Annotated in this window: 29 protein-coding genes; 14 read left to right on the top strand and 15 right to left on the bottom strand. The window is 63.3% G+C overall.

The genetic code is table 11. The annotated features are described in order from the left end of the window. Entirely contained in the window at positions 1-1038 is a 1038-nt protein-coding gene (locus tag RFM98_RS24510; protein ID WP_320311206.1) for a glycosyltransferase family 2 protein, read from the bottom strand. Between the two features lie 153 nt (positions 1039-1191). On the opposite strand from RFM98_RS24510, the gene RFM98_RS24515 reads away from it, so the two are divergent. Continuing rightward, positions 1192-2427 (top strand): glycosyltransferase family 87 protein, encoded by a 1236-nt coding sequence (locus RFM98_RS24515; RefSeq protein ID WP_320311207.1) that lies wholly within the window; start codon positions 1192-1194, stop codon positions 2425-2427. Between the two features lie 27 nt (positions 2428-2454). Here the strand turns inward: RFM98_RS24515 and coaA are convergent, their stop codons facing one another. The 9 genes from coaA to hisB form a co-directional block, all read right to left on the bottom strand. Further along, positions 2455-3414, bottom strand: a complete 960-nt coding sequence (gene coaA, locus RFM98_RS24520; protein WP_320214870.1) for a type I pantothenate kinase — start codon at positions 3412-3414, stop codon at positions 2455-2457. A gap of 181 nt (positions 3415-3595) precedes the next feature. Then, on the bottom strand, positions 3596-3919 hold the full coding sequence (locus RFM98_RS24525; RefSeq protein ID WP_320311208.1) for a phosphoribosyl-ATP diphosphatase: 324 nt from the start codon (positions 3917-3919) through the stop codon (positions 3596-3598). A 9-nt stretch (positions 3920-3928) separates the two neighbouring features. Beyond that, positions 3929-4723 (bottom strand): imidazole glycerol phosphate synthase subunit HisF, encoded by a 795-nt coding sequence (gene hisF / locus RFM98_RS24530; protein ID WP_320311209.1) that lies wholly within the window; start codon positions 4721-4723, stop codon positions 3929-3931. Continuing rightward, positions 4720-5559 carry an arginase family protein gene (locus RFM98_RS24535; RefSeq protein WP_320311210.1) on the bottom strand — a complete coding sequence of 280 codons (840 nt, stop codon included), beginning with the start codon at positions 5557-5559 and terminating at the stop codon, positions 4720-4722. Before RFM98_RS24535 ends, hisF begins: the two co-directional genes overlap by 4 nt. Further along, entirely contained in the window at positions 5556-6302 is a 747-nt protein-coding gene (gene hisA, locus RFM98_RS24540; RefSeq protein WP_320214874.1) for a 1-(5-phosphoribosyl)-5-[(5-phosphoribosylamino)methylideneamino]imidazole-4-carboxamide isomerase, read from the bottom strand. The genes RFM98_RS24535 and hisA overlap by 4 nt, the downstream gene beginning before the upstream one ends. A gap of 2 nt (positions 6303-6304) precedes the next feature. Continuing rightward, positions 6305-6595 carry a DUF1330 domain-containing protein gene (locus tag RFM98_RS24545; protein WP_320311211.1) on the bottom strand — a complete coding sequence of 97 codons (291 nt, stop codon included), beginning with the start codon at positions 6593-6595 and terminating at the stop codon, positions 6305-6307. A gap of 3 nt (positions 6596-6598) precedes the next feature. Beyond that, positions 6599-7249: an imidazole glycerol phosphate synthase subunit HisH gene (gene hisH, locus RFM98_RS24550; RefSeq protein WP_320311212.1), complete on the bottom strand. Its 651-nt coding sequence runs from the start codon at positions 7247-7249 to the stop codon at positions 6599-6601. A 1-nt stretch (position 7250) separates the two neighbouring features. Continuing rightward, entirely contained in the window at positions 7251-7724 is a 474-nt protein-coding gene (locus RFM98_RS24555) for a DUF2628 domain-containing protein (RefSeq protein ID WP_320311213.1), read from the bottom strand. A gap of 4 nt (positions 7725-7728) precedes the next feature. After that, a complete protein-coding gene (gene hisB, locus RFM98_RS24560) occupies positions 7729-8325 on the bottom strand; it encodes an imidazoleglycerol-phosphate dehydratase HisB (protein ID WP_320214878.1) in 597 nt (198 codons plus the stop codon). A 215-nt stretch (positions 8326-8540) separates the two neighbouring features. Here hisB and hslV point away from each other — a divergent pair, with 215 nt between their 5' ends. The 5 genes from hslV to RFM98_RS24585 all read left to right on the top strand — a co-directional run bounded on the left by hslV (position 8541) and on the right by RFM98_RS24585 (position 12811). Further along, positions 8541-9092: an ATP-dependent protease subunit HslV gene (gene hslV, locus RFM98_RS24565; protein ID WP_320311214.1), complete on the top strand. Its 552-nt coding sequence runs from the start codon at positions 8541-8543 to the stop codon at positions 9090-9092. Between the two features lie 50 nt (positions 9093-9142). Then, a complete protein-coding gene (locus RFM98_RS24570) occupies positions 9143-9667 on the top strand; it encodes a GNAT family N-acetyltransferase (protein WP_320311215.1) in 525 nt (174 codons plus the stop codon). A gap of 4 nt (positions 9668-9671) precedes the next feature. Further along, the gene (locus tag RFM98_RS24575; protein WP_320311216.1) at positions 9672-10271 is read left to right on the top strand and encodes a DUF2585 domain-containing protein; all 600 of its coding nucleotides are present in this window, start codon (positions 9672-9674) and stop codon (positions 10269-10271) included. A gap of 5 nt (positions 10272-10276) precedes the next feature. Then, positions 10277-11587 carry an ATP-dependent protease ATPase subunit HslU gene (hslU, locus tag RFM98_RS24580; protein WP_320311217.1) on the top strand — a complete coding sequence of 437 codons (1311 nt, stop codon included), beginning with the start codon at positions 10277-10279 and terminating at the stop codon, positions 11585-11587. Positions 11588-11851: 264 nt separating this feature from the next. Further along, on the top strand, positions 11852-12811 hold the full coding sequence (locus tag RFM98_RS24585; RefSeq protein WP_320311218.1) for a DUF1402 family protein: 960 nt from the start codon (positions 11852-11854) through the stop codon (positions 12809-12811). A gap of 109 nt (positions 12812-12920) precedes the next feature. Here RFM98_RS24585 and RFM98_RS24590 read toward each other — a convergent pair whose 3' ends face one another. From RFM98_RS24590 to RFM98_RS24600, 3 genes are read right to left on the bottom strand one after another with little or no spacing between them, the layout of a single operon-like run. After that, positions 12921-14150 carry an NAD(P)/FAD-dependent oxidoreductase gene (locus RFM98_RS24590; RefSeq protein ID WP_320311219.1) on the bottom strand — a complete coding sequence of 410 codons (1230 nt, stop codon included), beginning with the start codon at positions 14148-14150 and terminating at the stop codon, positions 12921-12923. 5 nt (positions 14151-14155) lie between these two features. Continuing rightward, positions 14156-14470 carry a MocE family 2Fe-2S type ferredoxin gene (locus tag RFM98_RS24595; protein ID WP_320214884.1) on the bottom strand — a complete coding sequence of 105 codons (315 nt, stop codon included), beginning with the start codon at positions 14468-14470 and terminating at the stop codon, positions 14156-14158. A gap of 28 nt (positions 14471-14498) precedes the next feature. Next, a complete protein-coding gene (locus tag RFM98_RS24600; RefSeq protein WP_430682345.1) occupies positions 14499-15605 on the bottom strand; it encodes a fatty acid desaturase family protein in 1107 nt (368 codons plus the stop codon). Positions 15606-15778: 173 nt separating this feature from the next. On the opposite strand from RFM98_RS24600, the gene RFM98_RS24605 reads away from it, so the two are divergent. Next, on the top strand, positions 15779-16810 hold the full coding sequence (locus tag RFM98_RS24605) for a LacI family DNA-binding transcriptional regulator (protein ID WP_320311220.1): 1032 nt from the start codon (positions 15779-15781) through the stop codon (positions 16808-16810). A 285-nt stretch (positions 16811-17095) separates the two neighbouring features. Here the strand turns inward: RFM98_RS24605 and RFM98_RS24610 are convergent, their stop codons facing one another. After that, on the bottom strand, positions 17096-17254 hold the full coding sequence (locus RFM98_RS24610) for a hypothetical protein (RefSeq protein ID WP_320311221.1): 159 nt from the start codon (positions 17252-17254) through the stop codon (positions 17096-17098). 274 nt (positions 17255-17528) lie between these two features. On the opposite strand from RFM98_RS24610, the gene RFM98_RS24615 reads away from it, so the two are divergent. The 6 genes from RFM98_RS24615 to RFM98_RS24640 all read left to right on the top strand — a co-directional run bounded on the left by RFM98_RS24615 (position 17529) and on the right by RFM98_RS24640 (position 24309). After that, positions 17529-18470: a sugar ABC transporter substrate-binding protein gene (locus tag RFM98_RS24615; RefSeq protein ID WP_320311222.1), complete on the top strand. Its 942-nt coding sequence runs from the start codon at positions 17529-17531 to the stop codon at positions 18468-18470. 190 nt (positions 18471-18660) lie between these two features. Then, positions 18661-19737 (top strand): ABC transporter permease, encoded by a 1077-nt coding sequence (locus RFM98_RS24620; protein ID WP_320311223.1) that lies wholly within the window; start codon positions 18661-18663, stop codon positions 19735-19737. Between the two features lie 2 nt (positions 19738-19739). Further along, positions 19740-20510: an ATP-binding cassette domain-containing protein gene (locus RFM98_RS24625; protein ID WP_320214887.1), complete on the top strand. Its 771-nt coding sequence runs from the start codon at positions 19740-19742 to the stop codon at positions 20508-20510. Positions 20511-20592: 82 nt separating this feature from the next. After that, entirely contained in the window at positions 20593-21585 is a 993-nt protein-coding gene (gene iolG / locus RFM98_RS24630; protein ID WP_320311224.1) for an inositol 2-dehydrogenase, read from the top strand. A 376-nt stretch (positions 21586-21961) separates the two neighbouring features. Further along, entirely contained in the window at positions 21962-22756 is a 795-nt protein-coding gene (locus RFM98_RS24635) for an SDR family oxidoreductase (protein WP_320311225.1), read from the top strand. Between the two features lie 461 nt (positions 22757-23217). Next, positions 23218-24309 carry a 3-deoxy-7-phosphoheptulonate synthase gene (locus RFM98_RS24640; RefSeq protein WP_320311226.1) on the top strand — a complete coding sequence of 364 codons (1092 nt, stop codon included), beginning with the start codon at positions 23218-23220 and terminating at the stop codon, positions 24307-24309. A 134-nt stretch (positions 24310-24443) separates the two neighbouring features. Here RFM98_RS24640 and RFM98_RS24645 read toward each other — a convergent pair whose 3' ends face one another. Next, a complete protein-coding gene (locus RFM98_RS24645) occupies positions 24444-25079 on the bottom strand; it encodes a LysE family translocator (RefSeq protein ID WP_320311227.1) in 636 nt (211 codons plus the stop codon). A gap of 126 nt (positions 25080-25205) precedes the next feature. Between RFM98_RS24645 and RFM98_RS24650 the strand changes: the two genes are divergently transcribed. Further along, entirely contained in the window at positions 25206-25910 is a 705-nt protein-coding gene (locus tag RFM98_RS24650; RefSeq protein ID WP_320311228.1) for a helix-turn-helix transcriptional regulator, read from the top strand.

Consider the following 25910-nt stretch of genomic DNA (forward strand, 5'->3'; position numbering starts at 1 on the left):
TCAGCCGAACCGGCGTTCGCGCGACGCCGGCGGCCTTCCCCTCGTCGCGTCGTCGCCGCTCATTGCCGCGATTGCTTCCTCGAAACCGGTCAGCCGGTCGATGACATAGAGTGGCCGCCGTTTCACCTCGGCGTGGATGCCGCCGACATAGAGGCCGATCACGCCGGTCATGAAGAGATTGATGCCCGACAGGAAGGAGATGATCACCACCGTCGACGTCCAGCCCTGCACCACTCCGGTCTCGAACAGCCAGGAAAACACAGCGAAAACGCCGAGCAGGGCGGCGATGCCTGATACGGCCAGCCCCGCCCACAGCGCGAGCCGCAGTGGCTTGTCGGAAAAGCTGACGATGCCGTGCACCGCCAGCCGCACCATCTTCCAGAACGGGTATTTGGTTTCGCCGGCTGCCCGTACCGGCCGTTCGAACGCGACCGCGGCCTGCTTGAAGCCCATCCAGCCGAACATCCCGCGCACGAAGCGGTCTCGTTCCGGCATGCGCTTGAAGGTTTCGAGCGCCTTGCGCCCGACGAGGCGGAAGTCGCCGACATCGCGCGGGATGGTGACGGAGGTCATTTGCTCCAGCACGCGGTAGAACAGGCTGGCTGTCAGCCGTTTGAGCAGAGACTCGCCTTCGCGCTTGACGCGCCGGGCATAGACGATCTCGTAGCCTTCCTTCCATTTGGCAATGAGGTCGAGCACCACTTCAGGCGGGTCTTGCAGGTCGGCGTCCATGACGATGACGGCATCGCCTGCCGCGGCATCCATGCCGGCGGTGATCGCAATCTGGTGACCGAAATTGCGCGACAGCTCGATCAGCTTGAAGCGTGGATCCCCCGCGGCCATGCCGCGCAGGAAGATGACGCTGGTGTCGCGGCTGCCGTCGTCGACGAAGATGGCTTCGGCGCTCGCGTCCAGCGTGTCGATCAAGGCTGTGATCCGGCGGACCAGCAGCGGCAGCACCGACTCTTCGTTGAAGATCGGAATGACCAGTGAATAGACCGGGGCCCCGCGGCCTTCGGCATTGCTCGCATCGATCACCGGTTGCCTCCCGACACCCGCTGGAGTTGGACGGAAAAACTAACGGGCATTGCCTAAGTTGCCGTTAACCCGGAGGTCTCGGCAAGGAACCGCGGCAGCCGGCGCTGAGTGCGCGGCAACGCGATCTTAAGGGTGCGGGGCCTAAAGAAGCTCATGACCGAAGCCGCTCCGCAAACAGGCCGGATCAGGCCCCGAAGCCTCTCTGACGTGGCCGTCGTCACCGTGGCGGCGATCATCGCGCTCTACATGGCTGAGCTTTATCTGCGCAAATTGTGGACCCTAGGTCCGGATGGTCTGTCGGGCCTCTCAAAGACTTTGCCTTACTGGGACTTCAGCAATCTCTGGGGCGGTGGGCGCATGGCGCTCGACGCCCATGTCGGCCTCCTTTTCGACGTGGATGCCTACCGGGCAGCCTTACGCGGCATGTTCACGCCAAATCTTCCAAATCAGGAATGGAGCTATCCGCCGAGCATCCTGCTGATTGGCGCGCCGCTCGCGGCCCTGCCGATCTTGCCCGCCTATCTGATCTGGACGTTTGGAACCATTGTGTGCCTCTGGCTGGCAATCCGGCCGCTAAAGTTGGGAGGAGCGGCGGAACTGGCGATTGTTTTGAGCCCTGCCGTTATCTGGGACGCGGTTTTCGGTCAGAACGGCGCGCTGACGACTGCCTTGCTGATCGGAGGCCTGGCCCTGGCGCCTCGACGTCCGGTTTTGGCAGGGGTTTTGTTCGGCCTGCTGACGATCAAGCCGCATCTTGGCATCCTCGTCCCGTTCTGCCTGCTCGCCAGTGGTAATTGGCGAGCCATCGTCGCCGCCGTCGCGACCACGATCGCGATCGTCCTGGCGACCGGCCTGTGCTTCGGCTTCGATGTCTGGACACAATTTCTGACTCAGACCCGGCCGTTGATGACCGCGATTATGGAAGCGCCTTTTCCGCAGCACTATCATGCCAACGCAATAACCGTGTTTTTCACGGCACGGGCGCTCGGCTTCGGTGTCACAGCCGCTTATGGCCTGCAGGCGATCGCGACGATTGCCGCCATCGCCGCTGTCATCTGGCTCTGGTGGCCGGACCGTAGAGTGGTGGAACATCGTGAAAGGGTGGTCCTGACCGCCGTTCTCGCAGTCCTTGCCACGCCCTATGGCTATACCTACGACACGATCGGAGCGACGGTCGCGGTCGCCCTGCTGTTCACCTCGGTTTCGCGGCCGCCCGGTCTCATTCTCGCGGCCTGCTGGCTCTACGCGTTCTTCGCGCACATCCTCAACAATGCCGGTTTCCACGTCGGCGTCCTGGTGCCGTCGTTTCTTGCAGGCTGGATGTTTTTCTCGATATGGGTGCGAAGCCGCGAGGCGGACATGCTTCCGGCGCCAGCCGCGCGTATTTGATTGAGGCCGTTGTTTCTCAGGCCTCGATCAAAGCTTCCTCAACGCCACTTCCTCGATCAGGTGATTGGCGCCCTTGCGCAGGATAAGATCGGCCCGCGCCCTGGTCGGCAGGATGTTCTCGCGCAGGTTCTTCAGGTTGATGTTGGCCCAGAGTCCTTCGGCGATGGCCCGGGCGGCATCCTGCGAAAGCTGCGAATAGCGGTGAAAGAAGGAGTCCGGATTGCGGAAGGCGGTCTCGCGCAGCCGCATGAAGCGCTGGATGTACCATTGATGGATTAGCTTCTCGTCGGCATCGATATAGATGGCGAAATCGAAGAAGTCGGACAGGAACGGCACGATCTTGCCGTCCTTCGGCAGCTTGCCCGGCTGCAGCACGTTGATGCCTTCGAAGATCAATATGTCCGGACGGTCGATGGTGACGAACTCGCCGGGGATGACGTCATAGGTCAGGTGCGAATAGACCGGCGCGCGGACACTGCTTTGCGCCGACTTGATGCCGGACAGGAACCTGAGCAGCGCGCCGACGTCGTAGCTCTCGGGGAACCCCTTGCGCTCCATCAGATTTTCGCGACGAAGGATCTCGTTCGGCAACAGGAAGCCGTCGGTGGTGATGAGGTCGACCTTCGGGCTCGAAGGCCAGCGCGCCAGAAGCTCCTTCAGCACGCGCGCCGTGGTCGACTTGCCGACCGCGACCGAGCCTGCGATGCCGATGATGAAGGGTGTCTTGACGACGTCCTGCGCGTTGAAAAAGGCCTGGCGCTGGCGGAACAGCAACTGGCTTGCCTCGACATGCGCCGACAGCAGCCGCGACAGCGACAGATAGATGCGCTTGACCTCTTCGAGATCGACCGGGTCGTTGAGCGAGCGCAGCCGGTCGATCTCGTCCTCGGTCAGCGTCAGCGGCGTATCGGCGCGGAATTGCGACCATTGCTCGGCGGAGAAGAATCGATAGGGGGAATACTTCTCGGTAGGAGCAAGTTGGTCCATCGAGTTTCCTGCCCTCCCAAGCAATTCCAGGAAAAGTGCGTAGCGGTTTTCCGTCCGGAATTGCGTAAAATCACATATTTAGAGCGGGTCAGCGATTCTGTGAAAAGCTGAACCGCTCTAGAGCATGATGCCGAAAAGTGTGAAGCGGTTTTCGGGCGACATCATGCTCTATCCGTCTCTTTCAAGCCTTCGGCCGGGATGTCTTTTCGGCGATGCCCGAACGGCCGGTACGGGCCTCGAGCTCCTTGAGCACGTCGTCCAGCGGAACACCTGCGATGCCGAGGACGACCAGCCAATGATATACAAGATCGGCGCTTTCCGAAACGAGGGCTTTTTTGTCCGCCCTGACAGCGGCAATTACCGTCTCCACAGCCTCCTCGCCGAACTTCTGCGCCGCCTTGTCCATACCCTTGGCGAACAGTTTCGCCGTCCACGAGTCCGGATCGCCGGAATGGGCGCGCTGATGAATGATCGATTCCAGCTCGGCGAGCGAAAAGTCTGCCATAACAGCCGTTTAAGCCTCAGAAGCCGTCGAGTCCAGCCGCATCGGCAGGCCGGCCTTGGCCATATGCGCTTTCGCCTCGGCGATCGTGTAGGTGCCGAAATGGAAGATCGAGGCGGCAAGCACAGCGCCGGCATGGCCGTCGCGGATGCCTTCGACCAGGTGATCGAGCGTTCCGACACCGCCCGAAGCGATCACCGGCACGCGCACCGCATCGGCAACCGCGCTGGTCAGCGCGATGTCGTAGCCCGCCTTGGTGCCGTCGCGGTCCATCGAGGTCAAAAGGATCTCGCCGGCGCCGCGCTCGACCATGCGTCTGGCGAATTCGACCGCGTCGATGCCTGTCTTCTCGCGCCCGCCATGGGTGAATATCTCCCAGCGGTCGGCCTCGCCGGCCACCGACACCTTCTTGGCGTCGATGGCAACGACGATGCACTGGTTGCCGAACTTGTCGGCGGCTTCCGCGACGAAATCCGGGTTCTTCACCGCCGCCGTGTTGATCGACACCTTGTCGGCGCCGGCCAGAAGCAGCTTGCGGATGTCGGCCACCTGGCGCACGCCGCCGCCGACGGTGAGCGGCATGAAGCATTGCTCGGCCGTCCTGGCGACGACGTCGAAGATCGTCTCGCGATTGTCCGACGATGCGGTGATGTCGAGGAAGCAGAGCTCGTCGGCGCCCGCGGCATCATAAGCCTTGGCGGCTTCGACCGGGTCGCCGGCATCGATGAGGTCGACGAAATTGACGCCCTTGACAACGCGGCCGTTCTTGACGTCGAGGCAGGGGATGACGCGCGCCTTCAGCATCACTTGCCTTCCAGGGTCGAGAGCAGGTCGACCACGAGCTCGCCGACCACCGGCGGCACGTCGCCCTTGGGGTCGAAGGCCGGATCGTAGGCGGAAATGGTCAGCCCGGCGATGCTGAGCGGGCCGGCGAGACCGCACATCGCGGTGCGCACCTGTTCGGGGGCCGGGCCGCCTGGCGTGGTATAGCGGTTGGCCTGCAGCTTCTCCGGGTCGTGCACGTCGAGGTCGACATGCATGTGGACACGCCTTGCGCCGTCGGCTTTCAGTCTCTGCGCCGCGCTCTTCCAGTCCGGACACTCGGTCCGGATGATCGGCAGCTTTGCCAACAGCTCTTTTTCCGCGCTGTCGAGGTCGCGCGCATTGACCAAAACGCAGCGCGACGGATCGACCGGCTTGAAGCCGGGGATCTGGTTCGCCATCGGCCGCCAGCAAAGACCGAGCACGGTGGCCAGCGCCATGCCGTCAAGGAAGCCGGAGGTGGAGGTCTCAGGCGTGTTGAGGTCGCCATGCTGGTCGGCCCAGATGATGCCATCGGCGCCGGCACCTGCCACCGCACCCGCGCTGGTCAGGCAGTTGCCGGCAAGCACGATCGGAAACCGCTTTTTGTCGAGCGCGATGCGGACCTGACCCGAAACGGCGTTGCAGACGGCAAATCCGGTGCCGATCTCGCGCTCTTCTTCATCCTCGACCACCTTGCCGATGTCATGCACTTCGACGTCGTGACCGGCGAGATTCAGCGCCTCGGCCAGCCCGCCCGAGATCAGCGCGTCCGGGCCCTGGCCGCAGCCGCCGTGGAAATGGCCGCTGTCATAGGATGCTAGGATGATCGAAATGTTCACGGTCTTGCCTCCGCCCCCTCGCCGCGCAGGATGGCCAGCGCCTCGGCCGGCTCGATACGTCCGTCATATAGGGCGCGGCCCGAGATCGCGCCTTCGAGCTTCTTCGCATCGGGCATGGTCATGCGCACGATGTCGGCGATCGAAGCGAGGCCGCCGGATGCGATCACAGGAATGGACACCGCCTCGGCGAGGCTGATCGTCGAATCCCAGTTGATGCCGGAAAGCACGCCGTCGCGGTCGATATCGGTATAGATGATGGCGGCCACGCCTGCGCCTTCGAATTTCTTGGCCAGCTCGATGACGCCGAGCTCGGAGGCCTCGGCCCAGCCTTCGACCGCGACCTTGCCGCCCTTGGCGTCGATGCCGACAGCGACCTTGCCCGGGAAGGCCTTGCAGGCTTCCTTGACCAGATCCGGCTCGCGCACCGCGACCGTGCCCAGGATGACGCGGGCCAGGCCGCGATCCAGCCAGTCCTCGATCTGCGGCAGGGTGCGGATGCCGCCGCCGAGCTGCACCGGGTTCTTCGTCGCCTTGAGGATGGCGCCGACCGCGGCGCTGTTGACGCTCTGGCCTTGGAAGGCGCCGTTGAGGTCGACGACGTGCAGCCATTCAAAGCCCTGCTCCTCGAAGGCCTTGGCCTGCGCGGCAGGGTCGTCGTTGTAGATGGTGGCGGTGGCCATGTCGCCGTGTTTCAGGCGCACGCATTGGCCGTCCTTGAGGTCTATTGCCGGAAACAGGATCACGATCAGGCGCCCTCGACGATGACGAAATGGCCGGTCGAAGCGGCGAGCCGGAATTTCGAGGCATGCTGATATTCAGGCGAATGATAGCATTCGATCGCCTTGTCGTAGGATTCGAACTCGACCAGCACGTGACGGTTGCCGGTCGGCCCTTCCGGATTGTCGTAACGACCTGCCCGGACCGGGAACTTTGCGCCGTATTTCGCGAAGGCGGCGGCATTCGCTTCGATGTACTGCTTGTAGAGGTCCGGATCGCGGACATCGATCATCGCCATCCAATAGCCCTTCTTGCTCATCTCTCAGGGCCTCCATTTCAGGAAATTGGTGATCACCGCCAGGCCGAGCGCCTGGCTCTTTTCGGGATGGAACTGGGTGCCGGCGAGGTTGTCGCGGGCCACCGCGGCCGTCACCGCGCCGCCATAGTCGGCTGTCGCCACGATCTCGGCAGGGTTCTTCGCTTCCAGATGGTAGGAATGGACGAAATAGGCGTGCAGCCCCTTCGGGCCGGTCTCGATGCCGGAAAACAGCGGGTGCTTGCGCGCGAGCTCGATCGTGTTCCAGCCGATCTGCGGGATCTTCAGCGCCGGATCGGAGGGCTGGATCTCCTTGACGTCGCCGGCGATCCAGCCGAGGCCCTTGGTGACGGTCTTTTCGAGACCGCGTTCCGACATCAGCTGCATGCCGACGCAGATGCCGAGGAAAGGCCGCCCCTTGGCAATGGCGACTTCCTCCACCGCCTCCCACATGCCGGCCACCCCGTGCAGTCCGGCGGCGCAATCGGCATAGGCGCCGACGCCCGGCAGCACGATGCGGTCGGCGTTGCGCACACGTTCGGCGTCGGCCGTAAGCTCGATCCTCGCGGCAAGGCCCGCCTCATGCGCGGCGCGCTCGAAGGCCTTGGTGGCCGAGCGCAGATTGCCCGAACCGTAGTCGATAATCGCTACCCGCATGTCAGGGCCTTCCAGGCGTATGGGTCAGCCCCAGCGCCATGCCGGTCTGCGGCTGACGTGCCAGCGACGCGTCCGGCACGATGCGCTGCAGGGGAGCCGGCTGGTCGTCGTCTTCGTCGACCTCCAGCGCATGGCGAATCTCGGCATCGCCAAGATTGCCGGCCTCGACCACGCCCCATTGGCGCCAGCCGCGTCGGCGCAGCGCCGCGATGCGCAGGCCCTGGCCTTCGAACCCAATATAGAGCGAGACCAGCAGCGACAGCATCGATCCGGCCCATTGAAGCCCGAGGCTCTCACCGAGCACCGACAGGATCGCCATGACGACGAAGGCCGATACCGCCTCGATCCACAGCCGGTGCCACGCGAGCCAGAGCGGAGCGACCAGGAAACCCAGCCAGGTGAAGCTGTCGCGCACGAAACGTACGTCCTCGGCTTTGTTGCCTGCCGGCGGCTCCATCACGACATAGGTCGCCATAGGGCTATCCTTTCAGGGATCCCTTGGTGGAAGGCACCGCGTCAGGCTGGCGCGGATCGGGCTCCAGCGCCGCGCGCAACGCCCGCGCCACCGCCTTGAAGCAGGTTTCGGCGATATGATGGTTGTTGGCGCCGTAATGGTTGGTCACATGCAGCGTGATGCCGGCATTCTGCGCCAGCGCCTGGAAGAACTCGCGCACCAGTTCGGTGTCGAACGTGCCGATCTTCGGCGACGAGAAGGCGACGTTCCAGACCAGAAAGGGCCGGCCGGAGACGTCGATCGCCGCCCTGGTCAGCGTCTCGTCCATGGCGAGGTCGATCGAGGCATAGCGCATGATGCCGCGCCGCTCGCCCAGCGCCTTGCTCAATGCCTGGCCGATGGCGATGCCGGTGTCCTCGACCGTGTGGTGGTCGTCGATATGCAGGTCGCCCTTGGCCTTGATCGTCATGTCGATCAGCGAATGCCGCGACAGCTGGTCGAGCATATGGTCGAAGAAGCCGACGCCGGTCGAAATGTCGGCTTTGCCCTTGCCATCGACATGGACCGAAACCGAAATGTCGGTTTCCCTGGTCTTGCGGCTGACTTCGGCGGAACGCGTCATCGTTCTGTCCTTGTTGCCCCGCTCGGAGGCTTCGGGCTTGAAAACGAAAGCCTTCTATCAGCATGATCGGGCGATTGCCAGTTGCCATTCCGGTGGCTATCGGGCTTGGTTTGGGGCGGTTTGCAATCGTTAGCCTCATGCATACATATGGCCGATCCAACTCACTCGTACCGCGCCAATCGCCTTCAAGAGGGATAGCGCGAATCGGAGCTAAAATGTCGAATGAACTCACCATGCACGCCACGACCATCATCAGCGTGCGTAAGGGCAACAAGGTTGTGATCGCCGGCGACGGCCAGGTCAGCCTTGGCCAGACCATCATGAAGGGCAACGCCCGCAAGGTGCGCCGCATCGGCAAGGACGGCAGCGTCATCGCCGGCTTCGCCGGCGCCACGGCCGATGCCTTCACCCTGCTGGAGCGGCTCGAAGCCAAGCTCGAGCAATATCCGGACCAGCTGACGCGCGCCTGCGTCGAACTCGCCAAGGACTGGCGCACCGACCGCTATCTGCGCCGCCTGGAAGCCATGATGCTGGTCGCCGACAAGTCGGTGTCGCTGGCGCTGACCGGCAATGGCGACGTGCTCGAGCCCGAACATGGCGTCATGGCCATCGGCTCCGGCGGCAATTACGCGCTGGCCGCGGCGCGCGCGCTGATCGACACCGAAAAGGACGCCGAGGAGATCGCCCGCAAGGCCATGCAGATCGCGTCCGACATCTGCGTCTACACCAACAACAACTTCGTCGTCGAAACGCTCGATGCCGCCTGAACATCTGGCCATGATCCCAAAAAGTGGGACCCGGTTTTTTGGAAAAGATCATGGCCAACCAAGGAAATAACTACGATTTTCGGCCGGTCACGCTAAAGGACCTGCCGATGATCGCCGGCTGGCTCAGAGAGCCGCATGTCGCCGCATGGTGGGACGATCCGGACAAGGAAATCGCCGAAATCCGCGAGCATATCGATTCGGTCTCGGTCGAGCCGCTGATCGTCGAGCTCGACGGCAGGCCGATCGCCTACCTGCAAAGCTACGATCCGCATATGGAGGACGACCATCCCTATGCCGACCAGCCGTTCGGCACGCTGGGCGTCGATCTGTCGATCGGCCCGCCGGAGCTGGTCGGTGTCGGTCATGGCTCGGCCATCCTGCGCCAGTTCGCCGAGGAGCTTTTCGAGGAAGGCGCGCCGCGCGTCATCATCGATCCGCATCCCGGCAATGGCCGCGCCATCCGCGCCTATGAGAAGGCCGGCTTCAGGCCGATCGGCCGCAGGCATTCGCAATATGGGGATGTCGTGCTGATGGCCGCCGATGCGGCCGAAGACGACGAAAATCTGGGGGACTGAGGCCATGACCGCATCCGGAGAGGACAAGACGCTTTCCGCCTATGAAGACAGCTGGCGCATGGGCCTGCTGCTTGTGCTCGCCTTGGTCATCTTCCAGGCGGGCGCCCTGTACGGCATGGGCCATCCGCCGATCTGCACCTGCGGTTACGTCAAGCTCTGGCACGGCGTGGTCAACAGCTCGGAGAATTCCCAGCACATCGCCGACTGGTACACCTTCTCGCACGTCATCCACGGCTTCCTGTTCTATGCGCTGGCGAGGTTCCTCTTTCCGCGTTCGCCGATCGGACTGAGGCTGGCCTTCGCGGTCCTCATCGAAGGCGGTTGGGAGCTTCTGGAAAACAGCCCCTTCATCATCGACCGCTACCGCGCCGGCACCATCTCGCTCAACTATTACGGCGACTCGATCATCAACTCGGTGTCCGACACGCTGTTCATGGCGCTGGGATTTGTGATGGCGCGAAAGCTACCTATATGGGTGATCGTCGCCCTGGCGCTCATCTTCGAGTTCGGCACGGGCTACATTATCCGGGACAATCTGACGCTCAACGTGATCATGCTGCTGCATCCGTTCGAGTCCATCAAGCAGTGGCAAAGTGGAATTTGAGTCTTATGAGCACCTTTTCTCCCCGCGAAATCGTTTCGGAACTCGACCGCTTCATCATCGGCCAGAAGGACGCCAAGCGCGCCGTGGCGATTGCCTTGCGCAACCGCTGGCGCCGCCAGCGGCTGGAAGGCCAGATGCGCGAAGAGGTGATGCCGAAGAACATCCTGATGATCGGCCCGACCGGCGTCGGCAAGACCGAGATCTCGCGCCGCCTGGCGCGGCTCGCCGGTGCTCCTTTCGTCAAGGTCGAGGCGACCAAGTTCACCGAGGTCGGCTATGTAGGCCGCGATGTCGAGCAGATCGTGCGCGACCTCGTCGAGGTCGCCATCGGCCTGGCGCGCGAGAAGATGCGCGAGGACGTCAACGCGCGCGCCCAGGTCAACGCCGAGGAACGCGTGCTTGAAGCCCTCGTCGGCAAGACAGCGAGCCCGGCGACGCGCGACAGCTTCCGCAAGAAGCTGCGCGAGGGCGAGCTCGACGACAAGGAGATCGAGATCGAGGTGGCCGACACCGGCACCGGCGGCATGCCCGGCTTCGAGATTCCCGGCATGCCCGGCGCCAATGTCGGCGTGCTCAACATCAACGACATGCTGTCGAAGGCGATGGGCGGCCGCAAGACCAAGACCCGCAAGACCACGGTGCGCGATTCCTATGCGCTGCTGGTCAACGACGAGTCCGACAAGCTGCTCGATCAGGACGAAGTGGTGCGCAGGGCGCTGGAATCGGCCGAAAACGACGGCATTGTCTTCCTCGACGAGATCGACAAGATCGCGGCCAGGAGCGACATTTCGGGCGGCCCTTCGCGCGAAGGCGTGCAGCGCGACCTGCTGCCGCTGGTCGAAGGCACGACGGTCGCGACCAAATACGGGCCGATCAAGACCGACCATATCCTGTTCATCGCCTCGGGTGCGTTCCACGTCTCCAAGCCGTCGGACCTGCTGCCCGAACTGCAGGGCCGCCTGCCGATCCGCGTCGAGCTGCGCGCGCTGGAGAAGTCTGATTTCGTACGCATCCTCACCGAGACGGAGGCGAGCCTGATCAAGCAGTATATCGCGCTGATGAAGACCGAAGGCGTCGAGCTGACCTTCACTGACGACGCCATCGATTCGCTAGCCGGCATCGCCGTCGACCTCAACGCCAGCGTCGAGAATATCGGCGCGCGGCGCCTGCAGACGGTCATGGAGCGCGTGCTGGACGAGATCTCCTACGACGCGCCGGACCGCAATGGCACCGCCGTCACCATCGACGCCGCCTATGTCGAGAAGCATGTCGGCGACCTGTCGCGCAACACCGACCTGTCGCGGTTCATCCTCTGATTTTTGAGTTCGGGCCGGCCTGAGCGCCGGCTCGAATTGTCCGGCCGACAGATTCCGGGTGTGGCCAAATGGAAGCATCCGGCGATCATTTTTGGTGGCGGGCAGCAGCCTTCTCTCGACTCTGCCGGGCGCTTTACCTAGGTTGCCGCCGATTCCGAAAGCAATTTCAGGAAAAGTGTCCAGCGGTTTTCCGCCTGAAATTGCGTTCATTCAAAATAGTTGGGGTGGATCGGCGATAGCCGAGCCGCACCAAGGCGGCGGCGGATGAAGAAATACCTGTTTCTTTTTGTTGGTCTTGCACTGGCGGCGGCGGTGACGATCGCCGATGCCGCCACCATGGTGCCGCCGGGCAACCGCAACAGCGTGCAGCCGGATATTCCGGGCGCGTCCAGCCGGCGCACCCAGGCGACCAACACCACCTTCCAGGCCAAATACCGCAAGGTCTACGCGCTGCTGCAGAACGACGCCGACCTGCGCGCCAAGATCAGGAAGGCGGCGGCGGCCTACGGCATTGACCCCATGCATATCGTCGGCGCCATCGTCGGCGAGCACACCTACAATGTCGACGCCTATGACCGGCTGCAGACCTACTACGTCAAGGCGATCTCCTATTTGTCGAGCAAGCTTACCTTTGCCTATGACGGCGAGGACGTCAGCGATTTCATCCAGCGGCCGGAATTCAAGAAATGCGCCGCCATGGACGACAGCTACGATCTTTGGGAATGCCGTGAGCAGGTCTGGAACCATTCGTTCCGCGGCAAGACCGTCGGCGGCGAGGATTTCCCCAACGACCGCTTTGGCGCCACCTTCTTCCAGCCTTACTATGCCGGCCAGACCTTCGGTCTCGGCCAGCTCAATCCGCTGACGGCGCTGCAGATGAGCGACCTGGTGCACAAGGTCTCGGGCCTGCCCAAGCTCGACGTCAGCGATCCCAACGCGGTCTACAAGACCATCATGGACCCGGACCTGACGCTGCCTTACGTCGCCGCGACGATCAAGAAGTCGATCGACGCCTATCGCAGCATTGCCGGCTTCGACATCTCGCGCAATCCGGGTATCACCGCGACCCTCTACAATGTCGGCAATCCCGAGCAGCGCGCCAATGCGCTGAAGGCCGAGAACGACAAGCGCCGCGCCGCCGGCGAACCGGAAAAACTGCCCGAGGAAAACTATTACGGCTGGCTGGTCAACGACAAGCTCGACGAGCTGAAGGCGCTTTTCTAGAGCAATTCCAGGAAAAGTGTGAGCGGTTTTCCGTCCGGAATTGCGTCAAAACAAAGAGATAGAGCGGTTCGCCGTTTCCGTGAAACGGTGAAACGCTCTAGCCGAATCCTTACGCCGCCAGCAGCGACTTCAGCTTGACCGCTTGCGAGCCGAGAGCTTCCGCCGCTGGCGTCGCCCGCTTCGCAATTAGCATCTCCGCCAAGCGGATGTCGCGCGCCACCGCATTGCCGGGGCCGATGCCGCTGGCGGCAACCAGCCTGCCGTCCTCGGCCAGATGGAACAGGACGAAGGCGCCGTCGTCGAGGTCGCGCCGCACGATCGAGCGGCCCTCGTCCGAAAGCCCGGCGATTTGCAGGGTAAGCCCATACTGATCCGACCAGAACCACGGCACTGCGGCATGCGCCTCATCGGCGCCCAGCATGTTCTTGGCGGCTAAGGCGCCCTGCTCCTGCGCGTTGCGCCAGGCTTCGAGACGCACGCGCCGCCCGCCATAGACGGCGAGCGGGAACGAGCAGCAATCGCCGGCGGCGAAGATATCCGGGTCGGTGGTGCGCAAACGCTCGTCGACGGCGATGCCGTTGTCGATCGCCAGACCCGCTTCGGCGGCAAGCGCCGTCACCGGCACGGCGCCGATGCCGATCACCGCGAGATCGGCGGCGATCTCCTGCCCGTCGGCCAGCGTGATGGCGACCTCCGCGCCGTCATCGGCAATCGCCGCGATGCCCTGGCCGGTGCGGATCGAAACGCCCTCGGCCTCATGCGCCTTGTGGATGATCTCCGCGATCTCGGCCGGCACGCCGCGCATCAGGATGCGCGGCTGCGCCTCGATGACCGTGACCGCGGCGCCGAGCTTTCGCGCTGACGCGGCAAGCTCGAGGCCGATGAAGCCGCCGCCGATGATGGCGACGCGGTTTCCGGCGCTGAGATGGGCGCGGATGGCTAAAGCGTCGTTGAAGGTCCTCAGATAAACGCAGCGCGACCCGAGACCCGGCATCGGCAGCTTGCGCGGCACCGATCCGGTCGCCAGCAGCAGCTTGTCATAGGAAAGACAAGAGCCGTCCGACAGCTGCACGGCACGTGCGGCACGGTCGATCGCAACGGCCCGGACGGAATGGATGTGACGGATCGAGCGTTCGGCGAAAAGCGCGTCGGTGGCGATCGCCTTGATGGCCGGTGCCTCGCCGGTCATGGCTTCCTTCGACAGCGGCGGCCGCTCATAGGGCAGATGCGGCTCGTCGCCGACCAGCGTCACCGGCCCATCATAACCGAGATCGCGCAGCGCAAGCGCGGCGCGGCCGCCGCATTCGCCGGCGCCGATGATCACCATTCCTCCCGTCATCGCCGTCACCCGATCTGAATAAGGACTTTGCCGGCATCGACCCTGACCGGATAGGTCTTGAGGTTGACGCACACCGGCGCGCCACGCGCGTCGCCGGTCTTGTAGTTGAAGCGGCCATTGTGCTTCGGGCACTCGATGATGTCGTCCATCACCAGCCCGTCGGCCAGATGCACCTTTTCATGCGTGCACAGGCCGTCGGTCGCGAAATATTCGTCGTCCGGGCTGCGGTAGATGGCAAAGGTACGGCCGGCATGGTCGAACCGCATCACGTCCTCTTCATCGATGTCTCCGGCCGCACAGGCCTCGACCCAGTCGTTCATCTCGTCCTCCCGCAAAATGTCTTGAGCATCATTCCGCGGCGGCAGCCAACGGAATGTCGTTATGCAGTTCCTCGCGATAGGGCCGCGCCGTCGGCGGCAGCTCGCGCTTGATGAAATAGTCCTCGTTGCGCAGCTGGCGCAGGAAGGCCGGGATCATCTCTCGGTAGCCGGCCAGGATCGACGGCGTCGGCGCCGGCAAGTCGTGCTTGATCAGTTCGTGCAGCTTCGGCAGCGCGTGATAGGGCACCATCGGGAACATGTGGTGCTCCACATGGTAGTTCATGTTCCAGTAGATGAAGCGGCTGATCGGATTCATGTAGACGGTGCGGCTGTTCAGACGGTGATCGGTGACGTTCTCGGCCAGTCCGCCATGCTGCAGCAGCCCGGTCATCACATGATGCCAGGCGCCATAGAGACGGGGCAGGCCGACCAGCATCAGCGGCAGGAACGAGCCGCTATAGAGCGCCAGCGCGATCGTGGCGGCATAGATCGCCGTCCAGATGCGGGCGATACGGATCGCCTTCGGCTGTTCCTGCTCGGGAATGAAGGTCTTTTCGGCGGCGCTGACGACGCCGGCGGCATTGCGCAGCATGTCGGCCATCGCATGCCAGGCATCGAGGATGCCGAAGAAGTTGAGCACAACGCGCAGCAGGTCCGGCGGCCGCATGACGGCGATTTCGGGATCGCGGCCGACGATGATGGTGTCGGTGTGGTGGCGCGTGTGGCTCCAGCGCCATGTCACCGGATTGCGCATGATCATGAAGCAGGCGATCTGGTAGACGGCGTCGTTCATCCACTGCGTGCGGAAGGCCGTGCCGTGGCCGCATTCGTGCCAGCGGGAATCGGTCGAGGAGCCGTAGAGCACACCATAGACGAAGAAGAACGGCACGCACCACCAGCTGCCCCAAAGCAGCGCGCCCGCCGCGCCGCTGAGCGCCATGGCGCCGAGCCAGATGACGGTGTCGCGGATCGCCGGCTGGTCCGAGCGCTGCATCAATTCCTTCATCTGCTTGCGCGGGATTTCGGTATGGTACCATTCGGCCGCCGCCAGTCCGCTCTCGACGGCGCGTTTTGCATCGCGGCCGATCAGGCTGTAGTCGCGTGGCGACGCCGCGCAAGACGTCATGGCCGTCATTGAGGTTCCTCCATCAGCATCTGGCGAGCGGTTTAGATAAGTCCAGGCTCGTCCATCACTGCCTTCCACTTCAACATACCGCCAGTCTATGATAGGCTCAACATCAGAAAGATAGTTTCTATCATTTTCTATCAGAATGAGATATATTCGTTCGGATTAGCGATGGAGCATTCATGGCAAAGCGGCCGACCATTACCGACCTCGCCCGCGTTTCGGGCGTCAGTGTCGCCACCGTCGACAGAGTGCTGAACAGCCGCCTGCCGGTGCGCGAGGAGACGGCGCGCCGGGTCTATGAGGCGGCCACCGAGATCGGCTACCACGCGGCGGGCTTGATCAAGCAGCGCATGCGCCAGGAATTGCCGGAATATCGGCTCGGCTTCCTGCTGCTCAGGGGCAATGATGTCTTCTATGGCGATTTCGCCAGCGAACTCGAGCTGGCGGTTGCGCAGTCGCAACGATTCCGCGGCACTGCCGCGATCGACTTCGCCGCTTCGCTGGCGCCCGACGAGATTGCCGACCAGATGCGCAAGCTGGCGGCCAAATCGAGAGCCATCGCCGTCGTCGGCCCGGATCATCCGACGCTGACGGCGGTGGTGGAGGCGCTGAAGGCGAGGGGGCAGCCGGTCTTCTCGCTGCTGTCCGACTTTGCCGCCGGCATCCGCGAGGGTTACGTCGGTCTCGACAACCGCAAGGTCGGGCGCAGCGCGGCATGGATGATCGCCAAGGCCGCCAGGAAGCCCGGCAAGGTCGCGCTCTTCGTCGGCAGCCACCGCTTCCACGGCCATGAGCTGCGCGAGATCGGCTTTCGCTCCTATTTCCGCGAGCACGCGCCGGACTTCACCGTGATGGAGACGCTGGTCAATCTCGAGGCCAATGACGTGACGCAGGATGCCATGCTCGATCTTCTGGCGCGCCATCCCGATCTTGCCGGCTGCTACGTCGCCGGCGGCGGCATGGAAGGTGCTGTCTCGGCGCTGAGGACGGCGAACCCGGTTGAGATGCCGGTCGTCATCTGCAACGAGATCAACGCCGTCTCGCGCGCCGCACTTGCCGACAACATCCTCACCATGGTGATCTCGACGCCGCTTGCCGCGCTCTGCCGGGAGCTCGTCGGGCTGATGGCCCATGCCATCGAAAGCGGCGCCGCCAATGCGCCGGGACAGACCTTCCTGCCCTTCGACATCTATCTGCCGGAAAACATCTAGATCTCCAGCAAGGGGATCTTGACCGCTCGGCTCTTTGTTTGCGTTGGCAGGCGGCATGCGTTGGAGATTGGCCGAAACGTCCATCGCGATCGTCATTCTAGGGCGGAGCAGGAGCGAAGCTCCGTCGCGAAGACCCTAGAATCCATGCCGTTACCTTCGCCAAGGCGTGCAACGGAACAAAATTCTGCACTGTGGCGGCGCTTCCAAGTCACGGCATGGATTCTATGGTCTGCGCGCGTCGCTTCGCTCCTTGCTCCGCCATAGAATGGCGACGTTGGGGCGGCTTCAACCAATCTCCGGCGTTTGCGCTGATTTCACGGAAATGAACGGAAAATCTTGCACCAAGACAAACGGCAGCCTTTCAAAATCCCTGTGTCGGGGAACTGACCCCCGGAGCGATGGAATCGATGTGAAAGAACCCATCAGGCTGATGGATTCTTTCATGGCGGTTCCCGGGGTTCGGGGCAGGTTTCGATGATCGCGATCGAAAAACCGGCGGCCTCGGTTGGAATCGCCCTTGACGTCGCCAAGCGAAATGGAATAAATATTTCACTAGCTAGGCTTTTTGGTTCTTTCGTTCCGAGAGCGTCTGTTTGAACGGAGGATGAGGCGTTCCATCGCGTTGGTAACGCCATGTGGCCGCAGGGAGAGATTCCCCGGGCAAACCGGGGATTCCGGTTCAATGGGTGCAGCCGGACACCAAGTGGAGGAGAATAAAATGAAGAAACTGCTTTTGGGCGTCGCGCTTTCGGCGCTGATGTGCTCATCCGCCTTCGCCGCCAAGATCGGCGTTTCGATGGCTCTTTTCGACGACAACTTCCTGACCGTGCTGCGCAACGGCATGATCGCGCAGGCCAAGGGCATGAGCGGCGTCGAGCTGCAGGTCGAGGACGCGCAGAACGACGTCGCCAAGCAGCTCGACCAGATCAAGAACTTCGCCGCCTCAGGCGTCGACGCCATTATCGTCAACCCGGTCGACACCTCGGCCACCCAGGCGATGTCGGACGCGGCCGCCGCGGCCAAGATCCCGCTGGTCTATGTCAACCGCGAACCGGTCAATGTCGATAAGCTGCCCGACAACCAGGCCTTCGTCGCCTCGAACGAGGCCGAATCCGGCACGCTCGAGACCAAGGAAGCCTGCCGCCTGTTCAAGGAAGCCGGCAAGAAAGAAGCCAATGTCTATGTGATCATGGGCGAGCTTTCGAACCAGGCCGCGGTGCAGCGCACCAAGGACATCGAGGAAGTGATCGCCACCCCGGACTGCAGCTTCATCAAGATCATCGACAAGCAGACCTCGAACTGGAAGCGTGACGAAGCGCAGAACCTGATGACCAACTGGCTGTCGTCGGGCAAGGCGTTCGACGGCGTCATTGCCAACAACGACGAAAGCGCCATCGGCGCCATCCAGGCCATGAAGGCCGCCAACATCGACATGAAGTCGGTGGTCGTCGGCGGCGTCGACGCCACCCAGGATGCGCTGGCCGCGATGCAGGCGGGCGATCTCGACGTGACTGTCTTCCAGGATGCGGCCGGTCAGGGCGCCGGCGCGCTCGACGCCGCGCTGAAGCTCGCCAAGGGTGAAAAGGTGGAACACAAGGTCTACATCCCGTTCCAGCTCGTCACCCCGGCGAACATCGACAAGTTCTTGAAGAAGAACTGAGCCACGCCGGCGCAATTCCGGGAAAGCCGTGCTGCGGTTTTCCCTATGGAATTGCGTGAAGACAAACCGCGGGTTGGCGCCGCGACGCATCGGACTGGCTGAAATCGGCTGCTGATGAAGCGGCGCCGCTCTGTCCCTCTCCCGCCCGACCGGGCGGGAGAACGGGTGCGGTCATTCGGAGGAAGAAGACGTGTCACAGACATCGCATGGCATTGGCGGATTGAGTTATGACGCCAAGAAGCGTCCATGGCCTGCCGAGTTCAACGTGTTCCTGGCGCTGGTCATCTTGGTCGCCGCCTTCGAACTGATCGGCCGCGTCTTCCTCGGCGACAGCTTCCTCTTCAACACCCGGGAGAACGTTTCCGGGCTCTTCAACGAGCAGCGCCTGCAGATTATCATCCTGCAGGTGTCGATCGTCGGCATCATCGCCATCGGCGTCACCCAGGTCATCATCTGTGGCGGCATCGACCTGTCCTCGGGCTCGATCGTCGGCGCCACCGCCATGGTCGCCATGAGTTTCGCGCAGGTTGCCACCGTCAACGGCAATCCCAATCCCAAGGCGATGTTCATCGACTATGGGCTGACCGACCTGCCGGTCATCGTGCCGCTGCTGGTCGCGGTCGGCTGCGGCCTGATCGCCGGCCTGGTCAACGGCCTGTTGATCGCCTACACCCGCATTCCCCCTTTCATCGCCACGCTCGGCATGATGGTCACCGCCCGCGGCATCGCCAAATGGTGGTCGAAGGGCCAGCCGATCTCGTTCCCGACCGACAGCTTTGCGGCCATCGGCAAGGGCCTGATGCCGGTCGTCATCTTCATCTCGCTGGCGATCCTGTTCCAGCTCATCCTGACCTACACGAAATACGGCAAGCACTGCTACGCCATCGGCTCGAACGAAGACGCCGCGCGCATGTCCGGCATCAAGATCGCCAACCACAAGGTGCTGGTCTATGCCATCGCCGGTATCTTGGCGGCGATCGCCGCCGTGGTGTTGTCCTCCAAGAACCTCACCGCCCAGGCCGGCATGGGCGTCATGTACGAGCTCGACGCCATCGCCATGGCGGTTATCGGCGGCGTTTCGCTGTCGGGCGGCCGCGGCTCGATCATCGGCACGGTGATCGGCTCGCTGATCTTCGGCGTCATCATTTCCGGCTTCACCTTCCTGCGCCTCGACGCCTACTATCAGGAGATGGTCAAGGGCGTGATCATCGTCGGCGCGGTCGTTCTCGATCAATGGCGCCAGCGTCGCCGGGCGATAGGAGCTTGAGCATGTCCGACATCGTTCTGAAGACCGAAAACCTCACCAAGCATTATGGCGGCGTGCACGCGCTGCAGGAGGCGAATTTCGAGCTGCGCAAGGGCGAGCATGTCGCCATCATGGGCGACAACGGCGCCGGCAAGTCGACCTTCGTGCGACAGATCACCGGCGTCGAGCAGCGCACCGAGGGCAAGATCTGGTTCGACGGCAAGGAAGTGAATTTCGCCGGCCCGATCGAGGCGCGCGAGGCGGGTATCGAGACCGTGTTCCAGAACCTCGCTCTGGCCGACGATCTCGACGTGCCGTCGAACCTGTTCCTCGGTCGCGAGAAGGTGCTGTTCAACCTCGGCCCATTTTCGATCCTCGACCGCAAGGCGATGCGCAAGGCGACCGAGGCGGCGCTCGTTCGCACGGCGGTGAAGATCCCCAATCTGTCCAGCACCATTCGCCACATGTCGGGCGGCCAGCGCCAGTGCGTGGCGATTGCCAGGACGGCGACCTTCGCCTCCAAGCTGATCATCATGGACGAGCCGACGGCAGCCCTCGGCGTGCAGGAGACGGCGCAGGTCGAAAACATCATCCGCACGCTCAAGGAAAACGGCGAGCCGCTGATCCTGGTCAGCCACAACATGCGCCAGGTGTTCGACCTGGTCGACCGCATCGTCGTCTTCCGCCGCGGCAAGATCGTCGCCAATCTGCGCAAGCAGGACACCGACGGTAACGACATCGTCGCCTACATCACCGGCGCCAAGACCGGACAGGCGGAATTGCAGGCCGCCTGACGGGCGCCACGACTGGATCGAACAATCGTCCGCGCCGACAGGCGCGGACATGCCTATAAAACCCACCCTCGAAGGACATCCCATGACACTCCGCTTCGCTCTCCTAGGCGCCGGCCGTATCGGCAAGGTGCATGCCCGCGCCGTTGCCTCCAACCCGCAGGCCAAGCTGGTGGCCGTGGCCGATGCCTTCGAGAAGGCGGCGACTGAACTGGCCTCCGCCTATGGCGCCGAAGTGCGCACGATCGATGCCATCGAGAAGGCCAAGGACATCGATGCCGTCATCATCTGCACGCCGACCGACACCCATGCCGACCTGATCGAGCGCTTCGCCAAGGCCGGCAAGGCGATCTTCTGCGAAAAGCCGATCGATCTTTCCGTCGAGCGCGTCGAAAAATGCCTGGCCGTGGTCGAGAAGACCAATGCTGTGCTGATGGTCGGCTTCAACCGTCGCTTCGACCCGCATTTCGCCGCCGTCCGCAAGGCGATCGACGACGGCGCCATCGGCACGGTCGAAATGGTCACCATCACGTCGCGCGATCCCGGCGCCCCGCCGCTCGATTACATCGCCCGCTCCGGCGGTATTTTCCGCGACATGACCATCCATGATTTCGACATGGCGCGCTTCCTGCTCGGCGAGGAGCCGGTCGCCGTCAGCGCCCACGCCTCGGTGCTGGTCGACAAGAAGATCGGCGAAGCAGGCGATTTCGATAGCGTCAGCGTCATCCTCGAAACCGCGTCCGGCAAGCAGGCCGTCATCTCCAACTCGCGCCGCGCCACCTATGGCTATGACCAACGCATCGAGGCGCATGGTTCCAAGGGCATGGTCGCGGCCGAGAACCAGCGGCCGGTCTCGATCGAGCTAGCCAACGAAAAGGGCTACACCCGGCCGCCGCTGCACGATTTCTTCATGACCCGTTACATCGACGCCTATGCCAACGAGATCGCCTCCTTCATCGCCGCGGCAACCGCCGGCAAGAAGGCTTCGCCAAGCGGCAAGGACGGGCTTATCGCGCTGAAGCTCGCCGACGCGGCGCTGAAATCGGCGACGACAGGCAAGACCGTCCGTATTGATTGACTCGATGAGGCAGGTATTTCGATGACGGTCGGATTGTCTGTTTCGAACGCTTGGCGACTAGCCGCAACGCTTATCACGTCGTCATCCACGGGCGGAGCAAGGAGCGAAGCGACGCGGCGCAGACCCGAGGATCCATTCCGTTACATCGGAGTGGTGCCAACGGTGCAGAATTCTGCTCCGCTGCGTTGTTCGGCCGGGGTCACGGCATGGATCCTAGGGTCTTCGCCGCGTCGCTTCGCTCCTGCTTCGCCCTAGGATGACGACGTTGAGGATGCTTGGACCGAGGTCTCAACGTTGGGGCAAGGCACCGAGAAACCAATCGGAACCTCAATGAACCTCGAAAGCCATTGGTAGTCGAAAACACAGGAGCACAGCGATGAACGGTTTGGCCGGTCGCAATTCACAAACGCGCGCCATCGTCACCGGCGGCGCGCAGGGCATCGGCTTCGCCGTTGCCGAGGCCTTGGCCGACGAGGGCTGCCGCGCGCTGGCGCTGATCGGCCGCTCGCAGGAGAAGGGCGACCAAGCGGTCGCGGCACTCAAGAAGAACGGCGTCGACGCCATCTTCATCAGCGCCGATGTCGCCAAGGTCGCCGACTGCAAGCGCGCGGTAGCAACCGCGATCGCCCATTTCGGCACGCTTAACGCGCTGGTCAATGCCGCTGCCACCTCGGCGCGCGGCTCGCTGGTCGAGACGTCGGAAGAGCTTTTCGACCAGATCTTCGACACCAATGTGCGCGGTCCTTTCTTCCTGATGCAGGGTCTTGTCGCGCATCTCCTGGAGCGCAAGGCGCCGGGCTCGATCGTCAACGTGCTGTCGATGTCGGCGCATGCCGGCCAGTCCTTCCTGACGCCTTATTCGACCAGCAAGGGCGCGCTGATGACGCTGACCAAGAATGTCGCGAGCTCCTACCGGAAGAACCGCATCCGCTGCAACGCCGTGCTGCCCGGCTGGATGGACACAGAGGGTGAGGACATCGTGCAGAAGAAATGGCACGACGCACCCGACGACTGGCTGGAAAAGGCCGAGGCCGCGCAGCCGATGGGCCAGCTGGTGAAGCCGGCGCAACTTGCCCGGCTGATTACCTATATGGTCAGCCCGCAGGCCGGCGTCATGACGGGATCGCTGGTCGACTACGACCAGAACATTGCCGGCGTGATCGGGGAGTAAGCGCAGGGGAGCCTAGCAGCGACGCCCATCACTTCGTCATCCACGGGCGGAGCAAGGAGCTAAGCGACGCGGCGCAGACCCGAGGATCCATGCCGCGACTTCTAGGCGCCGCTGCGATCCAGAATTCTTCTCCGCTGCGCTCGTCGGCCGGTGTCACGGAATGGATCCCAGGGTCTTCGCGACGGAGCTGCGCTCCTGCTTCGCCCTGGGATGACGAAATCGCGAGGGTTCGGCCCATACAGAATTAGCCGCCGTCAGGGACGTGACAAGCGCCTCTACATCGACTATATCAGCCGCATGATCCACCTGACCGCCTCGTTTTGGTACTTTTATTACAGCTCGCTGGCGGCGGGAGGATTGCGCTCGATCTGAAGATTGCAGATCAAAAATCCGACAAGCCGCCAGACCTGGCGGCTTTTTTGTTTCAAGCCGGCAGGTCTCCTAACCAGGAGCAGAAAGCCGTGTTGACCACCACAGACGACCTTCGGGTCAAGGAACTCAAGGTACTGAGCACGCCGGAAGAGGTGATGCGCGAGATACCGCGCTCACTCACGGCGACGCGCACCGTTGCCGCTTCGCGCAACGCTATCCATTCCATCCTGACGGGGGCCGACGATCGACTGGTGGTCATCGTTGGCCCTTGTTCCATCCACGATCCGGTTGCCGCCGTGGACTACGCCAGCCGTCTGGCGGCGCTGCGCGAGGCCCTGGCCGACCGGCTCGAAATCGTCATGCGCGTCTATTTTGAGAAGCCGCGCACCACGGTCGGCTGGAAGGGCCTCATCAACGATCCCGATCTCGACGGCAGCTTCAACATCGACAAGGGCTTGCGCATGGCGCGCAACGTTTTGTCGGCCGTCAACAATCTCGGCCTGCCGGCAGCGACCGAATTCCTCGACATGACCACGCCGCAATACATAGCCGACCTCGTCGCCTGGGGTGCGATCGGTGCGCGCACGACAGAAAGCCAGATCCATCGCGAGCTGGCGTCGGGCCTCTCTTGCCCCGTTGGCTTCAAGAACGGCACCGACGGCAATCTCAGGATCGCCGGCGAGGCGGTGAAGTCGGCCGCCCAGCCGCATCATTTCATGGCGGTGACCAAGGACGGCCGCAGCGCTATTGCGGCGACCACCGGCAATGAGGATTGCCATGTCATCCTGCGCGGCGGCGTCGTGCCGAACTATGATGCGGCGAGCGTCGACGCCGCCGCTGTCGAGCTCGGCCGCATCGGCGTCGCGCCCCGGCTGATGATCGATGTCAGCCACGCCAACAGCGCCAAGAAGCCGGAGAACCAGCCCAAGGTCGCGCATGACGTGGCGGGCCAGGTCGCCGCGGGTGACGAGCGCGTCATCGGCGTCATGATCGAGAGCAATCTCGTCGCCGGACGACAGGACGTCGTGCCAGGCAAGCCGCTCACTTACGGCCAGAGCATCACCGACGGCTGCATCGACTGGGCGACCACCGAGACGGTGCTGCACGGTCTTGCCGGCGCCGTCGAATGGCGCCGGTCGGTGAAGCGCGAGATGCTCGCCAGCCGCCAGGGCGCGGCGTGACGCCTCTTCCTTCTCCCCATGTGGGGTCGGAAGGACGGGGCGAGACCCGCGGCTCGACCCCGGGCGGCGGATCGACGCGAAGCGTCGAGACGGATGAGGGGTGCTGGAAGGAAAGCGGTGTGGGTCCTTTGGGCTCACGCCGCCCTCAATCCTTCCCATGCAGTAAATATCGATACCGTGAACAGAAGCAGCCCTGCCGCGCGACCGGCAAGTATGGTCGCTTGCGGATTGTCGACCAGCAGCCCCCGGCTGCGGCCGGCGGTAACGGCAAGCCCGCCATAGATCGCGGCCTGCGTCGCAACCGTCAGCAATCCCATCACGGTTGCCTGCATCCAGATCGGACCGTAAGCCGGCTTCAGGAATTGCGGATAGACGGCAAGGATGAAGAGATAGGCCTTCGGATTGATCAGGCAGGTGACCATGCCTTGCCGAAACGCTTTCCAGGCGGAGCGGCTCCCCGTGGGCCCGTTGTCACCGACGGTGATCGAGCTGCGCATCAGCGAAATCCCGATATAGGCCATGTAGGCGGCGCCGGCGACCAGCAGCGGCGTGAACAGCATCGGCACGAAATGCATGAGCAGGCCGACGCCGATCGCGCCGTTGAGCGTATGCACCGCGCCGCCGAGCATGATGCCGGCGGTCGCGGCCAGGCCTCGATTGCTGCCGCCCGTCAGCGCATTGGCCAGCACGAACAGCATATCCATGCCAGGAACGGCAATGATGCCGAACAGAAGCACGAAGAACAGCCAGAGGTTTTCGCCATAGCTCATGTCAGTTGCCTGTCGCCTCACTTGCGAGCACCCAAAGGAATCTGTTGATTTTCAACCGAGTAGGCAGCCCTATAGGTCACTCCAACTGACGGGGATGTGTCAGTTGCGTTTCAATCGGGTGTGGAAATGCGCAAGGCTTCGCGCCTGTTCGAGATCATCCAGATCCTGCGTTTGGCCCGAAAACCGGTCACGGCGGCGACGATCGCCGAGCGGCTGGAGGTGACGGTGCGCTCGGTCTATCGCGACATCGCCGCCCTGCAGGCCATGCGTGTGCCGATCGAGGGCGGACGCGGCATCGGCTACATCCTGCGCCCCGGCTTCGACCTGCCGCCGCTGATGTTTTCCATCGAGGAGATGGAGGCGATCGTGCTGTCGCTCGCGCTGCTCGAGCGCACCGGCGACGACGAGCTTAAGCAGGCCGCAAAACGCGTCGGCGCCAAGATCGCCGGCGCGGTGCCGCCGCCCTTGCGGCAGACCCTCGACGCCAACGCCCTTCATGCCTGGGGTTTTGCAGCACCCTCCGCTTCCGCCGTCGATCTTGCGCTGGTCCGCCGCGCCATCCGCGACGAGGAGAAACTGGCTCTGTCCTATCGCGACGAGGCGGGACGGGCGACCGAACGCGTCATCCGCCCGGTCGCGCTGATCTATTATGCCGAGACCGCCAACATCGTCGCCTGGTGCGAGCTGCGCCTGGCCATCCGCAATTTCCGCAGCGACCGCATCGAGGATTGTCGGCCGGCGGGCCTGTGGTTCAAGGGCGAGGGCGACCGGCTGCGGCAGGTGTGGGTCGACGGCTGGGAGAGCAATGCTCCGGCGGCCGCCGGCAACTGA

Source organism: Mesorhizobium australafricanum (genome assembly GCF_033977265.1).
GTDB lineage: Bacteria > Pseudomonadota > Alphaproteobacteria > Rhizobiales > Rhizobiaceae > Mesorhizobium > Mesorhizobium australafricanum.

Bases quoted from the DNA above. Each gene is read 5' to 3' on its own strand.
- RFM98_RS24515 (WP_320311207.1), top strand. From the start codon at position 1,192: ATGACCGAAGCCGCTCCGCAAACAGGCCGGATCAGGCCCCGAAGCCTC.
- coaA (WP_320214870.1), bottom strand. From the start codon at position 3,414: ATGGACCAACTTGCTCCTACCGAGAAGTATTCCCCCTATCGATTCTTC.
- RFM98_RS24525 (WP_320311208.1), bottom strand. From the start codon at position 3,919: ATGGCAGACTTTTCGCTCGCCGAGCTGGAATCGATCATTCATCAGCGC.
- RFM98_RS24545 (WP_320311211.1), bottom strand. From the start codon at position 6,595: ATGAGCAAGAAGGGCTATTGGATGGCGATGATCGATGTCCGCGATCCG.
- hisH (WP_320311212.1), bottom strand. From the start codon at position 7,249: ATGCGGGTAGCGATTATCGACTACGGTTCGGGCAATCTGCGCTCGGCC.
- RFM98_RS24555 (WP_320311213.1), bottom strand. From the start codon at position 7,724: ATGGCGACCTATGTCGTGATGGAGCCGCCGGCAGGCAACAAAGCCGAG.
- hisB (WP_320214878.1), bottom strand. From the start codon at position 8,325: ATGACGCGTTCCGCCGAAGTCAGCCGCAAGACCAGGGAAACCGACATT.
- hslV (WP_320311214.1), top strand. From the start codon at position 8,541: ATGTCGAATGAACTCACCATGCACGCCACGACCATCATCAGCGTGCGT.
- RFM98_RS24570 (WP_320311215.1), top strand. From the start codon at position 9,143: ATGGCCAACCAAGGAAATAACTACGATTTTCGGCCGGTCACGCTAAAG.
- RFM98_RS24575 (WP_320311216.1), top strand. From the start codon at position 9,672: ATGACCGCATCCGGAGAGGACAAGACGCTTTCCGCCTATGAAGACAGC.
- hslU (WP_320311217.1), top strand. From the start codon at position 10,277: ATGAGCACCTTTTCTCCCCGCGAAATCGTTTCGGAACTCGACCGCTTC.
- RFM98_RS24585 (WP_320311218.1), top strand. From the start codon at position 11,852: ATGAAGAAATACCTGTTTCTTTTTGTTGGTCTTGCACTGGCGGCGGCG.
- RFM98_RS24590 (WP_320311219.1), bottom strand. From the start codon at position 14,150: ATGACGGGAGGAATGGTGATCATCGGCGCCGGCGAATGCGGCGGCCGC.
- RFM98_RS24595 (WP_320214884.1), bottom strand. From the start codon at position 14,470: ATGAACGACTGGGTCGAGGCCTGTGCGGCCGGAGACATCGATGAAGAG.
- RFM98_RS24600 (WP_430682345.1), bottom strand. From the start codon at position 15,605: ATGACGGCCATGACGTCTTGCGCGGCGTCGCCACGCGACTACAGCCTG.
- RFM98_RS24605 (WP_320311220.1), top strand. From the start codon at position 15,779: ATGGCAAAGCGGCCGACCATTACCGACCTCGCCCGCGTTTCGGGCGTC.
- RFM98_RS24610 (WP_320311221.1), bottom strand. From the start codon at position 17,254: ATGAAAGAATCCATCAGCCTGATGGGTTCTTTCACATCGATTCCATCG.
- RFM98_RS24615 (WP_320311222.1), top strand. From the start codon at position 17,529: ATGAAGAAACTGCTTTTGGGCGTCGCGCTTTCGGCGCTGATGTGCTCA.
- RFM98_RS24625 (WP_320214887.1), top strand. From the start codon at position 19,740: ATGTCCGACATCGTTCTGAAGACCGAAAACCTCACCAAGCATTATGGC.
- iolG (WP_320311224.1), top strand. From the start codon at position 20,593: ATGACACTCCGCTTCGCTCTCCTAGGCGCCGGCCGTATCGGCAAGGTG.
- RFM98_RS24635 (WP_320311225.1), top strand. From the start codon at position 21,962: ATGAACGGTTTGGCCGGTCGCAATTCACAAACGCGCGCCATCGTCACC.
- RFM98_RS24645 (WP_320311227.1), bottom strand. From the start codon at position 25,079: ATGAGCTATGGCGAAAACCTCTGGCTGTTCTTCGTGCTTCTGTTCGGC.
- RFM98_RS24650 (WP_320311228.1), top strand. From the start codon at position 25,206: ATGCGCAAGGCTTCGCGCCTGTTCGAGATCATCCAGATCCTGCGTTTG.